The organism is Mesorhizobium sp. Primo-A, assembly GCF_003997175.1.
Taxonomy (GTDB): Bacteria; Pseudomonadota; Alphaproteobacteria; order Rhizobiales; family Rhizobiaceae; genus Mesorhizobium; species Mesorhizobium ciceri.
Window position 1 is genome coordinate 273961 of the sequence record NZ_RZTG01000009.1, and the last position, 13934, is coordinate 287894.

General features: G+C 61.5%; 10 protein-coding genes. 4 read left to right on the forward strand and 6 right to left on the reverse strand.

Annotation, left to right across the window (positions count from 1 at the left end; all coding sequences use genetic code 11):
• The first annotated feature begins 157 nt into the window (after nucleotides 1-157).
• Genes EOC83_RS18705 through EOC83_RS18720 form a run of 4 tightly spaced genes read left to right on the forward strand, consistent with a single transcriptional unit; the run spans nucleotide 158 to nucleotide 5262 of the window.
• Nucleotides 158-1327, forward strand: a complete 1170-nt coding sequence (locus EOC83_RS18705; protein WP_024501681.1) for an acyltransferase — start codon at nucleotides 158-160, stop codon at nucleotides 1325-1327.
• Complete coding sequence (locus EOC83_RS18710) at nucleotides 1324-2430, forward strand: glycosyltransferase family A protein (RefSeq protein ID WP_063168604.1); 1107 nt, start codon at nucleotides 1324-1326, stop codon at nucleotides 2428-2430. The genes EOC83_RS18705 and EOC83_RS18710 overlap by 4 nt, the downstream gene beginning before the upstream one ends.
• Nucleotides 2431-2433: 3 nt before the next feature.
• Entirely contained in the window at nucleotides 2434-3468 is a 1035-nt protein-coding gene (locus tag EOC83_RS18715) for a glycosyltransferase (RefSeq protein WP_063168605.1), read from the forward strand.
• Nucleotides 3469-3477: 9 nt separating this feature from the next.
• On the forward strand, nucleotides 3478-5262 hold the full coding sequence (locus EOC83_RS18720; RefSeq protein WP_127325968.1) for an ABC transporter ATP-binding protein: 1785 nt from the start codon (nucleotides 3478-3480) through the stop codon (nucleotides 5260-5262).
• Between the two features lie 288 nt (nucleotides 5263-5550).
• On the opposite strand, the gene EOC83_RS18725 is transcribed toward EOC83_RS18720, so the two are convergent.
• The 6 genes from EOC83_RS18725 to EOC83_RS18750 all read right to left on the reverse strand — a co-directional run bounded on the left by EOC83_RS18725 (nucleotide 5551) and on the right by EOC83_RS18750 (nucleotide 13690).
• Nucleotides 5551-7017 carry a hypothetical protein gene (locus tag EOC83_RS18725; protein WP_063168607.1) on the reverse strand — a complete coding sequence of 489 codons (1467 nt, stop codon included), beginning with the start codon at nucleotides 7015-7017 and terminating at the stop codon, nucleotides 5551-5553.
• A 219-nt stretch (nucleotides 7018-7236) separates the two neighbouring features.
• Nucleotides 7237-7509: a cell division topological specificity factor MinE gene (gene minE, locus EOC83_RS18730; protein ID WP_024501686.1), complete on the reverse strand. Its 273-nt coding sequence runs from the start codon at nucleotides 7507-7509 to the stop codon at nucleotides 7237-7239.
• The gene (gene minD, locus EOC83_RS18735) at nucleotides 7506-8321 is read right to left on the reverse strand and encodes a septum site-determining protein MinD (protein WP_013530671.1); all 816 of its coding nucleotides are present in this window, start codon (nucleotides 8319-8321) and stop codon (nucleotides 7506-7508) included. Before minD ends, minE begins: the two co-directional genes overlap by 4 nt.
• Nucleotides 8322-8388: 67 nt before the next feature.
• Nucleotides 8389-9198, reverse strand: a complete 810-nt coding sequence (gene minC, locus EOC83_RS18740; RefSeq protein WP_063168608.1) for a septum site-determining protein MinC — start codon at nucleotides 9196-9198, stop codon at nucleotides 8389-8391.
• A gap of 155 nt (nucleotides 9199-9353) precedes the next feature.
• Nucleotides 9354-11330, reverse strand: coding sequence for a DUF4406 domain-containing protein (locus tag EOC83_RS18745; RefSeq protein WP_082826503.1), 1977 nt, complete (start codon nucleotides 11328-11330; stop codon nucleotides 9354-9356).
• Nucleotides 11327-13690: an ATP-binding protein gene (locus EOC83_RS18750; RefSeq protein WP_063168609.1), complete on the reverse strand. Its 2364-nt coding sequence runs from the start codon at nucleotides 13688-13690 to the stop codon at nucleotides 11327-11329. The genes EOC83_RS18745 and EOC83_RS18750 overlap by 4 nt, the downstream gene beginning before the upstream one ends.
• Nucleotides 13691-13934 lie beyond the last annotated feature (244 nt).

The window sequence follows — 13934 nt, forward strand, 5'->3', positions numbered from 1 at the left end:
ATCCCGCCAGGTTGACCAGCTTGAGCTACCCGTCCGTCGATTTCGAGCGTAGGTTTGACGATGCCTGCGCTCTGGCGGGTCTCGCCCGCCTTGGCCTGCCGCTCGAAACGGCCGGCTGGCGGCTTGGTCGCGGCCATCACGCTGGCGGATGCCGCTGATGGGAAGCGCCCGCGACATCCAACTGGATGCGTTGAGAGCCATCGCCGTGACGATGGTGTTGTATTCCCATTTCTTCGCCGCTGGAGGATCTTCATTCTGGGGCCATATCGGCGTGCGGCTGTTCTTCGTGCTGAGCGGCTTCCTGATCACGCGCCTGCTCCTGGAAGCGCGTTCGGCCGCCGAATTCGAGACCGGTCCCGCGCTGCGATCCTTCTATATCAGGCGAGGCTTGCGGATATTTCCACCCTATTTCGCCGTCCTGGGTTTCGTCTGGCTGGTCGACCTGGACCAATCCAGGGGATCGCTGGTCTGGCATGCGCTTTACCTGTCGAATTTCTGGTATGCGCTGCGCAATGACTGGAACCCTTGGGTGCTGTGCCATTTCTGGAGCCTGAGCATCGAGGAGCAGTTCTATCTTGCCTGGCCGCTGGTCGTCCTGTTGGCCCCGCGCCGCCGCTTCGAACAGATCTGCATCGGCGTCATCGCACTGTCGCTGGCCTATCGCTTTTATTGGCCGCTCACCGCCAACACGACGCTGGCGCGCGACCTGCTGCCGCCGGCATCCATGGATGCGCTGGCGACGGGCGCGCTGCTTGCCTGCTGGCGATCCAGGGGCGCGGCCCTGCCGCACTGGATGCGGCTCAGCTGGCCTGCCTTCGCGGCCGCATTCCTTGTCATCGAGTGGTTTGTGCCTGCGCCCGCCGATCCGATGCTCGAATGGACCCATTGGCTGGTGCGGCAAGTCCTGCCGCTGGTGCCGCTGATGGTCATCGTCGCAGCCTGTTCGCGCGGCCTTGGCGGCACTTTGGGAAAGCTTGCCGAACTGCCGCCGCTGCTTGGCCTCGGCCGCATCAGCTACGGCGTCTATCTCTATCATCCGATATTGCTGTCGCTCGCCGTCAAGGCGCAACCCTGGATTCCGCTCAACGTCTCGGAGCAAGGGCCAGGGCGTTTCCTGGTTGCGAGCGCCGCCACGATTGTCGCGGCCTCGATTTCCTGGGTGGTTTTCGAGAGGCCGCTCAACAGCCTGAAGCGCCACTTCCCCTATGTCGCGCGCACCCGCTCCGCACAGGGCAGCCATGGCGGCTGGCTCGCGACGGCGGCTGGCGGATCGCCCGATGGCCGCACACCGGCGCTCGAACTCCAGCGCACGGATGCAAGACGATGATCGCCGCACCGCTCGTCTCCGTCCTGTTGCCGGTCTACAATGCCGGTCCCTATCTCGCCACCGCGCTGGGAAGCATCCTGCGGCAGGATCACAGTCGCCTGGAGATCATCGCGATCGATGACGGTTCGACCGATAATTCGCTCGAGATACTCGAGCGATGCCAAAAGGCCGACAGCCGCATTTCGATCATCTCGCGCGAAAACCGTGGCCTTGTCGCGACGCTCAACGAAGGGCTGGCGATCGCCCGGGGCGAACTGGTCGCGCGGATGGATGCCGACGACGTCGCCTATCCCTGGCGTTTGTCGCGCCAGGTGGCGCTGTTCGAGCGGCGGCCCGAACTGGGCTTCTGCGGCGCCGGCGTCGACATGTTGATCCGCGGCCGCATCGCCAGGGGCAGGCCCGATCCGGTGTTCCAGTTCGGCCGCATCCCTGTATTGGCGATGTTCTTCACGATCTTCATGCACCCGACGGTCGTCTACAACAGGAAGGTCATCGACGACAGCGTCCTGCACTATGACCAGGCCTACCGGCATGCCGAGGACTTCGATCTTTTCAGGCGGCTGGCCGGCCGTTACCCGGCAGCCATGATGCCCGAAAACCTGGTCGTCTACCGCGTCCATGAGGCAAGCGTGACGAGCCGGCACGTCAAGGAGATGCGCAGGACGCATTTGCGGATCGTGGCCGAGAACCTCGAGCGGGAGGACCTGGCGCAGGCCACGCGGGACCTGCGCGACATTGGCGATGCGGTCAGCCACGGCACCGTCGCCCGTGCGGCCGACTTCATCGTCGCGCTGGAGGAGGAGATTTCCTCGCTGCCGGCGGCGACGCGGCCGAGCTTCGAGGCCGGCGCGCTGAACCTATTCTATTTCCTCTACCAGCTCGTCGCCGACGAAAACCAGCCCGCGCTCACCCATGAATTGCTGACGCGGACCGCCAAATGGAACGTCATCCGGCGCCGCGAACAATATGCGCTGCGGCCCGGCGCCTGGGCGCCCTGGCTCAGCCGCGCTTCGCTGTCGGCCGCCAGGCAGGCCGATGCCATGGCATACTTCTTCAAATCTGCGCCCGCCGCGGCGGTTCTGGCACCTTATCAGGCGGGCTGAGGCATGATCGTCAAAGTCAACCAACCCCTGCAGCGCGATCGTTCGACGGCGCTTGGCCCCGCCCCGGCCGGTCCCCGCCCGGAACGAGCGGCGCCGGAAGTCAGCTTCATCATCTGCACGCGCAACCGCGTCGCCGTGCTCGATGCCTGCATCAAGTCGGTGCAAGCCGCATGCCGCGCACATGCCGGCTTCGCCGCCGAACTCGTGGTCGTCGACAACGGTTCGAGCGACCGCACGGCCGAACGCCTGGCCAGCATCGCGGCTGCGTCGGACATTCCGTTCACGCCCGTTTGCGAGCCGCGCCCCGGATTGGCGGCTGCGCGCAACGCCGGGCTGAGGCGCGCGCGCGGCCGTGTGCTGGTCTTCGTCGACGACGACTGCGCGCTCCATCGCGACTATCTGCGCGATCTGGAGCGACACTATGCGTCCGGGGAACAATGGCTCATCCGGGGCGGCCGTGTCGAGCTTGGCGATGCCAGGGATTTGCCGTTCACCATCAAGCGGTCGTGGGCGCGCGAGCGGCTGACGCCAGATGTTCATCCCGGCGGTTTCGTGCTGGGCTGCAACATGACGATGCACCGCGATGTAGCGGCCCGCATCGGCTATTTCGACGAACGCTTCGGCGCCGGCGGACCATTGCGGTCGGCCGAGGATACCGATTACCTCGTGCGCGCGATGCTGCTCGGCATCGCGGTCGAGTATGTGCCTGACATGACGATTTTCCACCATCACGGCCGGCGGGATCGCAAAGCCATCGAAAAGCTGCATCGCGACTACAGCCTGGGCAATGGCGGGCTCTGCCTGAAGCATGTTCGCCACGCGCCCTGGCTGCTTCGCCATTTCTACTGGGCCGCAAGAGGGGCTTTCAGGGAATTGGCGGGAGGACCCGCCTTCGATCGTGAACTCAACCTGCCGCACTGGCCGATCGTCGCCATGAATTTGCTCGGCGCGGCCAGGTTCGCGGTTCTCCTGCTGGTCAGACGGCCGCGGGCCGAACCGGTGCGGCAAGATCAACAAGCCAATGCCCAGGCGAGGTGAAACGCTGTAATGCCAATGCTGCCGCCAAACCTGCCGATGCTGTTCCGGGCGTTCGGAAAGCGGCAACTGCGCCTGCTTCCGGCGGTGGTGATTCTCGGCCTGGTCAGCGCCGTCCTCGAAGGGTTCGGCATCGGCCTGATCATCCCGTTGCTGGGCATCATCATGGGACACGGGGATGCCGCCGGAATGGCAGGCTTCTCCGCCGTCCTCCAGCACGTCGGATCGGGCTTGAGCGAGCGCGACCGGCTGATCGTCATTTCGGCCGCCATCCTCGGCTCGATCATCCTGAAGAACGTCTTCGCCTTCGCCAACACGCTGCTGACGACCTTCATCTCCGGCAAGGCAAGCCATTCCATCCGCAGCGCCCTGTCGGAGCAGCTGTTGCGGGTCGGCTACCCGTTCTTCCTGCGGCAGAGCCCCGGACGCCTGCTCAACATCATCTCCAACGAATCCTGGCGGGCTTCCGATGCGATCCAGATCATGCTGTCGGCCATCGTCAGCGCATCGGCCGCCATCATCCTCCTGGCTTTCCTGCTGCTGCTTTCGTGGCGCATGACGCTTTTGGTCACGCTCGGACTGGCGCTCGTCCAGATCGCGCACGCCATGCTCTCAGCCAATCTGAAGGAGCCAAGCCGCAGCGTCGCCTCGCGCAACGGCCACCTCGCCTCGCAGATGCTTCACCTTGTGCATGCCGGACGGCTGATCCGCATCTTCGGACAGGAGAACCGGGAAAAGGCGATGTTCGACACGGCGTCGGATGCGGTTCGCCGCGCCTCCTTCGCGCTGCTCGTGCGCCAGGGAGCGCTGCCGCCGCTGACGGAGGTTCTCCACGCCATGCTGTTCCTGGCGGTGGTGATCGGCGCCTGGCTGGCGCAGGTGAGTTTCCCGCTGATCATTGCCTTCGTCATCCTGCTCTACAGGCTGCAGCCGCATATGCGGGCCCTGCAGGGGTCGTGGAGCCAGCTGCAAGGCCTGAGCGGATCGCTTGAGGAGGTGACTTGGCTGCTGGATCCCACAGGCAAGCCGCACCCGCCGCAAGGGGACGGGCCATTCCACGGCCTGCGCCAGGGCATCAAGTTCGACGATGTGACATTCACCTACTCCGGCACGGACCGGCGCGAGGTGGTGCTGCACGCGGCGACATTCGAGATCCGCGGTGGCCGCTCGACGGCGCTGATCGGCCGCTCGGGCGCCGGCAAGACGACGATCGTCAATCTCCTGTGCCGCTTCGTCGAACCGGACACCGGCAACATCCTCGTCGATGGATCGCCGCTCGACCGGATCGATGCCAGCCAGTGGCGCCGGCACATCGCCCTGGCCAGCCAGGAACTGGAACTGGTCGACGGCAGCATTTTCGAAAACATAACCTACGGCCAGGATGCCGCGACTGCCGGCGATGCCGAGGCCGCCGCAAGACTGGCCGAAGCGCATGAATTCATCGAAAGGCTGCCTCAGGGCTACGAGACCCTGGTTGGCTACAGGGGCATCAATCTGTCGGCGGGACAGAGGCAGCGCATCGCCTTGGCGAGAGCCCTGGTGCGCGATCCCGATCTCCTCATCCTGGACGAGGCCACCAATGCCGTGGACGGGCTGTCGGAAGCGGCCATCGTCGAGACCCTGAAGTCGAGAGCCGGCCGCCGCACGACCATCGTCATCAGCCATCACCACAGCACCATCTCGTTCTGCGACGACGTGGTCATCCTGAGCGGCGGCCGCGTGAAAAAGCAGGCCCCTTTCGGCGCCCTGGCCTCGCTCAGCATGGACGAGCTTTACCAGCACGAACCGCTCGACTGAGAAGGCGCCGGGCCGGCCCGCGATCTTATCCTGGGCGTGTCTGCAGCCTCCGGCCGGCGGGTCGTCGCAAGGGTTCGAATCACAAGCCAGGGGAATTGCCGCTGGCACCTTCCGTGATCGCACCAATGCCGTGCGGGACCGCGGCGCGCTACCTTGTCTGTGCGGCGGACCTGTCGATCCGCCTGGCCGGTGCCCCATTGGACTTACTCTCCGGGTGAGGTGCCGGCCTCCCATGCACAAAAGAAGGATCTGAAGCGGGTCGCCTGAATCCTTCAGGCGCGACACGCTTCAGGTGGCGGCGCCGACATTCCTGCGCATGCGCCGCCTGCCCGTCGTCCGTGCTTTCTTCGCCATCGCCCCGGCCATCTCGACCACGCCGTCCTCGCGCGGCCTGCCATTGGTGGCCTTGTGGAGCCGCTCATAGGGCAGCAGTTCCTTGATCCGGGCATTGAGCGAGGCGATTTCGGCCTTGAGGTCCTCGCACTCCTGCCTCTGCACGTCGAACTGTATCTGTTCGGACGCCTGTTGCAGCGTCAGCTGAGAAAGGTTGGCGTTCACCTTGGAAAGACTCATCTTGTCGCTTTCGCTCTCCTGGCTCAGCGCGGACAATCTTTCATCGGCGATCTTCTTTTCGGCCAGAGCATCGTTCAGTTCGCTCTTGAGCCTGGCGATCTCGCCCGCGGCTTCGCCGTTTTCGCTCGACACCTGCTCAAGCCGCGATTGCAGGTTCTGGATCTCCGAGCTCAACCCGCGCATTTCCGCCTGGCTGCGAGCCAGCTCGGCTTCCTTGTCGCCTTCCATCATGTGGGCCGCTTCGGTCGTTTCCGACAGTTTCGCCTGTGCCGCCTCGAGCGACTTCTGCAGCCGCATCTCCTCTTTCTCGCTCTTGCCGAGCGCCGCCAGCAGCTCCGCCAGCCGCGCTGCTTCGGTGGCATGGACCGCCGACAGCTCGTCGAGCCTGTGGCGCGCTTGCGATTCCCGCTTCAGCGCCTTGTCGAGTTCGATCGACAGGTTGACGTGCTTTTCGCGCAGCATCTTGCTCTCGCGCAAGCGCCTGTTGGCCTCGACCGTCCTGGCGGTCAGCCGCTTGGCGATGTCGCCGAACTCCGCCTCGCGTTTGGCGCTCGCATTGGCTGTCTCGACGAGTTCCAGCCTGACCGCGGCAAGTGCCGCACGCAGCGTCTCCCGGTCCTGGACCAGACTTGTCTCGCGCTGCTGCAGCGCTTCGAAAGCGCCGTCACGCTCGCGCAGCTTTCGCGTCGCGTCGTGCAGCTTTTCCGACAGAGCCCTCTGTTCGGCGGCCAGGGCGGCATTGGCAACCTCCAGCTCGTTGGCGCGCAGGATGTCGCTGTGCAGGATGTTGAGGAATTCGCGCGTCAGATGGTGTGAGGTACCGATCTCCGACAGCTTGTCGTTGATCTCCTCCAGATAGTCCCTGGCGTCGTGGAAGAGTCCCTCGAAGGCGCTCAATGCAGCCAGCCGGGTCTGTGTATGGGCGGTCAGTCTTGGCGCGGTTTCGGAACTGTCCGCAGCGCCCGCATTCTCGGCATTCCCGGCATTGTCGTCATTTGCCGCATCGGCCTGGGGTGGCCCGTCATCGGGTGCCGCCTGGGCATCCGGCACATCGTCGCTCTCTGGCGGCGCCAGGTCGTCGGCGTCGAGACTTGCATCCAGCGCGTCCGCCAAATCGATCTGCAGGTCCTGGATCGCTTTATCCACGTCTTCAGCACGCTTGATCAGGCCTCTGAAGTTCATCGCCAAACTCCCCTTACGCATACCTCGCTTAGAACTTAACAAATTGCTAATATATCCTTACATCCGCTGCTTGCGCAGGGGAAGCCCCGTCGGCACAAAGGTAAATTTGGGACATTTTAGGGGTTTGGACGGCGCGAGCGATGCGGTGCGAGGGTGCGAAGCCGGTTCTGCCGGCGGGACAGAGGGGGGCGCGAAGGATCGCGGCTCCCTAAGTTGCCCTCACCCCGCCATGGCCAGCGGCACGGCGCTCTTGTTGGGGATCTGGATGTCGATTTCCAGCGTCGACATGGTCTCGCCGCGGTCCATCGAGACCTGCAGATAGTCCTGGTCGATCTGCACATGCTTGGCGATGACGGCCATGATCTCCTCGCGCAGGATGGAGACGAGGTCGGGCTGGCTGCGGTTGCGGCGCTCATAGGCGAGCAGCACTTGCAGCCGCTCGCGCGCCACCGGGGCGCTGGAGCGCCGCTTGAAGATGTCGAGCAGGTTCATGCCGCCCTCCTTCCCAAAAGACGATCGAGGAAGCCCTTGCGCTCGAAGGGCACGATGACGGGCAATTCCTCGCCCTCCAGCCGCCTGGCGGCGTCGATATAGGCCTTGGCAGCGGAATTGAGCGGCTCCGACAGCGTCACCGGCGAACCGAGGTTGGAGGCGCGCAGCACGTCCTGGCTTTCCGGAATGATGCCGAGCAGCGGCACCGACAGGATTTCCAGCACGTCGTCGATGGACAGCATCTCGCCGCGCGAGGCGCGCGCCGCATCGTAGCGCGTCACCAGCACATGCTTGGCGATCTGCTCGCCCTGCTCGGCCCGCAAGGTGCGGGCATCGAGCAGGCCGATGATGCGATCGGAATCGCGCACCGACGACACTTCCGGATTGGTGACGATGACCGCCTCGTCGGCAAAGCGCATGGCGAGCTGCGCGCCGCGCTCGATGCCGGCCGGGCTGTCGCAGAAGACGTAGTCGAACACCGAGCGCAGCTTGTCGATGACTTCGCCGACGCCTTCCTCGGTCAGCGCATCCTTGTCGCGCGTCTGCGAGGCCGGCAGCAGGAACAGCGTCTCGACCCGCTTGTCGCGGATCAGCGCCTGCGAGAGCTTCGCCTGGCCCTGGATGACGTTGACGAGGTCGAACACCACGCGCCGTTCGGCGCCCATGATCAGGTCGAGGTTGCGCAGGCCGACGTCGAAGTCGACGAGCGCCACCTTCTTGCCGGTCTTGGCCACGGCCGCCCCGAGGGCCGCCGTCGAGGTCGTCTTGCCGACGCCCCCCTTGCCCGAGGTGACCACCACTACCTTGCCCATTGAAAAGCCTCCGTTGTTGTTGTTCTTGGTCGGGCGGCCCTCGGCCGCCCCAATATCGAAACGAATGTCAGCTCAGCGTCGAAACCCGCAAGGCGTCGCCGTCGAGAAACGCCTGCACCGGCTTGCCGCGCGAAACGCCTTCCATCTCCTCGGCGGTGACGTACCAGCCGTCGACCGCCAGCAGCTCCGCCTCGTTCTTGCGGCAGAAGATGCGCGCGCCCCTGTTGCCCAGCGCACCCGCCGAAGCGCGCCCGCGCAGCGTGCCGTAGACATGGATCGAGCCCGCCGCGATGATCTCCGACCCGGAAGCGACAGAACCCAGCACGATGACATCGCCATGCGGATGCACGATCGCCTGGCCGGAGCGGATCGGCGCCTTGATCATCAGCGTGCCCGAAGCTTCAACCTGCGGCTCGCTATCGCCCGCCTTGCTTGCGCCAGCCTTGCCGTCGCCGGCCTTGGCCGCGCTGCCCGCATCCGCATGCTGTTCAGCCGCCCTGCCCTCGGCCTTGTCGAAACCCTCCGCCCGCGCCTCGCGGGGCAGCAACCCATCCGTCGTCGCCTCCTTGGCGCCGACCAGCACCGGCGGCAGGTTGGGCGCGAGTGCGGCGTGGCCGTCGAGCTCGATGGCGTAGACGCGGATGCCGCGATGGCCAAGCACGTCGACCAGCGATTCGATCGCGGCGACATCGGGCTTCAAGGTGTTGAGATCAAGCACCACCGGCCGCCCGGCAAAATAGCCAGGCGAATTGCCGATCCAGTGATCCAGCCCCTCCAGCCACACGTCCAAAGGCGCCTCCGGCGTCAGCGTGAAAGCGACGAAAGAGCGGGCACGAAAGCGAATGGATTTGGCCTCGAGGGGGGCGGCAAAGGTCACGGCTGGCGAATCCTTACTGAGAGGTAAACGCTAGCGAGGGAATGGTTAACGAATGGTTAATGCCAGGGGTGGGAAGGCGGTAGGACGACAATTCCTGTTCCCGGCGACCCTACCCGAAAGAGCACTCGGCTACGGTGATGTTTGCTTGCCCAGCACTAGGCCGCATCACGGTCCTGCGGTTTCATGCGTGCTGGCACGTTTGCTCTGCGAATAACGTCCGCGATATGGCTAGTTAGGCCAACTTCGCCCTGCAATTCCACACCATGGTGCGGCTCAAGGCTGTCAATGACGTCGCGTAACTTCTCAAGTCCTTGCGAGACGTCAAAGACTATCCAATGCTCTGCTTTTCCCGGGACAAGCACGCCAGCAGCACTCTTAGTTGCGCCATGATGCATCTGCACCACCCATGCCCGTTTGCCATCGTGAACCCACTCGAAACGCACCGGGCCCAATTCGGCCGCACCCGCATGCAGGCGTTCAACGTCCGCGATAATTGACGACGGAAGTATCTCTGCCTTGGCAGTGCCTAACATGAACCTGTCACCCACACCGCGTAGCCCCTCGGTGACGATCTCCCCGCTCTGGAGCACTATCGACGCACCGGAATAGAGCGGCTCAACACTTGCTTGTCCCAGAATCGAAGCGATTAACTTGTGGTCCGGATCTTCTTCCTGCATGATCCTAAAGGGGTCGCTCCAGCCGCGCGTTGTCGTGAATTTGCCCGGTGTCTGCTCGATTGGTGCAGTGCGACACCAGACCTCCGACGAACCCGTTGCTTGGCCGAACGTAAACGGTGCCACCCGCCGATTGACCACAGTAGTGCGCGGTACTGGCAGGCCAATGAGGTGTGCGACAAGAAGCCCGAAGACCTTATCGCCAAGCATATGACTAAATCTGTTGGGCCACTGCGCTACCGGAAACAAATCTAACCCTTTGTGTTCAGCAATCTCCCATCCCAACGTGTGCATGCGACGCCAGCCACGTGGCCGGGGATGCAGACTGAATTCCAGGCGCGTGTTTTCGGGAACTGCCAAATCCGGTTCGAAACCGTAAACCGTAGCGAGGAGTCGGAATCCCCAACCGAGAGGTAGAGAAGCTGTGCCTGCCTTCTCTACCGCGCGAGGCGTATCGTCGGGAGCAAACTCGATGATCTTCCCAAGCACCACCCCGGAAACGCCACCATCGTGGATATCGACCGTTTCATTTACGATGGTATGCAGACCTTCGCGCGTGAGGCGTGCGATCGCATCGACAATATCGTTAACTCGAGTCAGACCGTATATGAATTCGCGGCTAAGCGGGCTTTCAGGTGTAAAGCTTCTCACATTCACGGAGCCGTCAGCGCTTCGCGCAAGGAGTGTCTCGGCAACTTCGGTAACGTTGGAGAATATGCGGTTAGGGCTTTCCCCAAGGACGCGTGAATACGCCTGCTTTGGTTTCCCACGATGCGGTTCATAGCTGACGAATTGCGCTACGTTGATAAGTTCAGCGAGCCGATCGAGCGAAGCGTCTTTTCGCGGAATGCCACCACCCGGCACGTAGACTACAGTCGCCACTGTTGTTTCGAGTTGGCTATATGCAGCACGCAATGTGTTCTGGAGAGCGAGCGGCGGCACAGCCAGTGCATCAACGCGAGCGAGTGCGCGGCTGATTGCGGCGACACCATCTCGTGCGACGATGGGCGATCCGTCAACACGAGCGGTGGGGATGCCTTCGAGATGTGCACGGCAGAATTCAGAGGCACTACCCGCGCTGTATTCCCATCCGTCCATTAACAGGATGCGGCTCGCGTGAGCTGAGATGAACTGCTGCCACAACTCTAGATAATCTTCTTGGGTCCAACCGTTAATGAATAGGCTCGCTGGCTCAACCACCGGCTCCGAGCCCCTGGCGCGGAGCAGTTCGGCTGTCGCTTTGAGCTGGTTCTCGTTCGGAATAATCACCTGCTCGACAAGTTCGGCACGATAAGCGCTCGCATCGGCCTCAAGCTGATATCCGATCTTGCTCCACCAATCTATGAACCGCAGTCCCGACGTGATCGGGCCGCTGAGATAGACGACCTTTCGTGATCCGAAGGCAGAACGCCAAGCTTGACGGATGCCGCTTAGCGGCTGGGGGGATTGAGCTGTCATTTCCTAACGTATTCCGGACTGCGCCGCTTAACGAACCTTAAGGATTCTTCTCTGAGCTTAAGTTCACTAGCGAACGAAGCCAGCTTGCCATTCTTTTCATCAGCCTTAAATAAAGCCGCGCAATCGAGAGCCGGATTTTTCTTTTCCTTAAGGACTGCGCCCTCCCGCGCTGCCATCTCGATAAGGGGCAGGAACTCGCGTTCAATTGCCTCCCGATCGTCTATTTCGTCGAATGCGCCATTGTAGAGGCGAAGAGTCGTTGTGCGTCCCCATTCCAAGAACTCACTCTCAAGTTCCGTCACACTTTGACTGTTACCAACCTGGCGAACAACACGCGCCACTGCAGCCTCGATATCCTTATAGCCCAAGAAGAATGAAGCACTCCGCAGGATACTCCATTTACCGGATTTCTCGATATTGTCAGGATTCAGCGCATGGTCGGCCGGGAGATTTCCCTTTTCGATCGCATCTTTCAGAAAATTCTTTATCATCTTCTGCCTTGAAGTAGCATCCGGCGGAAGCAGTAGGTAATTCTCGTCGATACGCCCCGTTCTACGGATCGCCGGATCGATGCGATATGCGTAATTGGTAGCCATGATGAAGATACCGCGCTTCGCTCGGCGCAAGTTATTAAACTTGGTCAGCATGCCAGGCGTCATGAACTTGAATACGGTATCTTGCTGGCCATGCCGCTTCGAGCTTCGATCCAGCACGAGTTCGTCAATCTCGTCGAAGAGGACCACGACGTCCGCCTGCGCCTCAAGCACCTCAAAGATCATTTTAGCGCGCGCTTCCACCTCGCCCCCGCCACCTGCCAGAAAGTCGCTGACGGTAATCGTTACGAGCGGAAAGCCGAGCGCATCCGCTAAATTTTCAGCAACGCTGGTTTTGCCGGTGCCAGGCGGGCCATAAATTAACATAGAATAATTTCGGGGACTTCCGCCGAGCCAAGGCAAAAGGAACTCCTCTTCTACCTTACGATAGGTCTCGAAGTATGGCCCGAGTGAGGTTATCGGCTCAAAGCTCTCCCTCAGATCTGCTTTGTCATCCGGGGCCGCGGCCGTTGTCGTCTTTCGAGCTAGTTGCATCGCTTGGGTCGCAGGACTCCAAGACTGTTTGGCACGTTGAGGCTTTCGAACGTTGAAGCGAGACAGTCGCAGCGTGGTGCGAGCTATGTGGCCGTGGAGGCTACGCCGGTATCCCAGAAGAAAATCGACTACCTGCGCGGTATCCCAAAGTTGGATCGAGTCAGGATCCGCGACATGGTCCGAGTGCCAGCCTGAAACTCGGCGTGGCGTTCCTTCAACATCGATTGTGACGCGCCTCGCCGCAAGCCAACTCCAGAAGCGGCGAAACAGAGCTATGTATCGTTCCGAGCGCCCATGAAACCGCTCGTCCTTATCTAGTCTCTGGCAGCACCGCAGAAGTGAATTTGCGGCCTCCACACTTATTGGGAAAAGTACAAACCCCTTTACGGTGCGCAGGAAGGGCTTACTTGGGCGCCAGTGAGCACTAGTCTGCTGCGCTTGCTCGAGGACATCAAGAACACGGTCGAATAGACGCACATCTATTGTCTGCTCCGAGAGGAGCAGCACGCCCTCCAAAGAGAAGATCAACTCGGCAGGATCGAAGCGGCTGTCCGGGATATTTGAGTACGAAAGCTGATCGTGAAGTGTACTCTCAAAGTAGCGCAGATATGCAGCTCTGCCTTCTATCTCTTGCCCCAGCGTATGAGCTGCACGCACGACTAACAAAGGAACGAATGCGTTGGGTACGACTTTTGATTCCGTCAAGCCTCTGTTCTTAAAAATAAAAAAACTGACGAAGCTGTTCGTCGGATCAATCTTTACGAGTTTCTGAACGACGATCCTGGCATCGGCCATGAGATCATCGGTCCCACCAGGTGTCGCCGACAAAACCTCGGCAAGAAACGACATGGTTAGCGGGTCATTGGTCCCGTAGGTAGGAGAAATCGTTGTTATGGTTTGGGCTCTGGTCTCAGAACGGGCTTCTCTAAGCTCAGCGACCAACCTGTCAAATGCCTTCTTTCGCGCTTCATCCAGCTTTTTCGCGTATTGACCGCCAACCTCAAATGCATAGCCTGGACGAGATGTGCCAACTCGTTGCGACTCGCGAAGAAGATCGATTGCGCGGATCATCATTGTCATCGTGCTATGCGAAATCTTGTGCTTGTCATTTTCTTTTCGGCGATCGGGAATTTCATAGGGCCAGTTGGGTTTCTCCGAATTGAACGTTCCCGCAATCGTTTCTCCTGTTTCTAGAAGCACTCGATCGATGGCGGCAATGTCTTCCCGATCACGTTGGATTCCATCACTGAGATAGGATTCGAGAGTATGCAAATGACCTCTGGAGTTCACTGTTCCTGTGCCGCAAGCGACCGATTCGGTATAAGGGCACTGTAGTGTTTAGGAAAGGGTGACCGCATCACTCAACCTGAGCCTAACGCATCCATACTAAGCGATACGCGCCCAGGGAGCTGTGATCCACCGCAACCCGCCCCTCAACTGAAAGCTTCCCTACCACCCATTCGCCACCATCAGCACGTTGCCCGTCTCCTGCTCCGCTGCTGGTGCAGCTATATTG

What these genes read in the sequence shown, in the direction of transcription:
- EOC83_RS18715 (WP_063168605.1), top strand. Translation starts at nt 2,434, where the DNA reads ATGATCGTCAAAGTCAACCAACCCCTGCAGCGCGATCGTTCGACGGCG.
- EOC83_RS18705 (WP_024501681.1), top strand. Translation starts at nt 158, where the DNA reads ATGGGAAGCGCCCGCGACATCCAACTGGATGCGTTGAGAGCCATCGCC.
- EOC83_RS18725 (WP_063168607.1), bottom strand. Translation starts at nt 7,017, where the DNA reads ATGAACTTCAGAGGCCTGATCAAGCGTGCTGAAGACGTGGATAAAGCG.
- minE (WP_024501686.1), bottom strand. Translation starts at nt 7,509, where the DNA reads ATGAACCTGCTCGACATCTTCAAGCGGCGCTCCAGCGCCCCGGTGGCG.
- EOC83_RS18710 (WP_063168604.1), top strand. Translation starts at nt 1,324, where the DNA reads ATGATCGCCGCACCGCTCGTCTCCGTCCTGTTGCCGGTCTACAATGCC.
- minD (WP_013530671.1), bottom strand. Translation starts at nt 8,321, where the DNA reads ATGGGCAAGGTAGTGGTGGTCACCTCGGGCAAGGGGGGCGTCGGCAAG.
- EOC83_RS18720 (WP_127325968.1), top strand. Translation starts at nt 3,478, where the DNA reads ATGCCAATGCTGCCGCCAAACCTGCCGATGCTGTTCCGGGCGTTCGGA.
- EOC83_RS18745 (WP_082826503.1), bottom strand. Translation starts at nt 11,330, where the DNA reads ATGACAGCTCAATCCCCCCAGCCGCTAAGCGGCATCCGTCAAGCTTGG.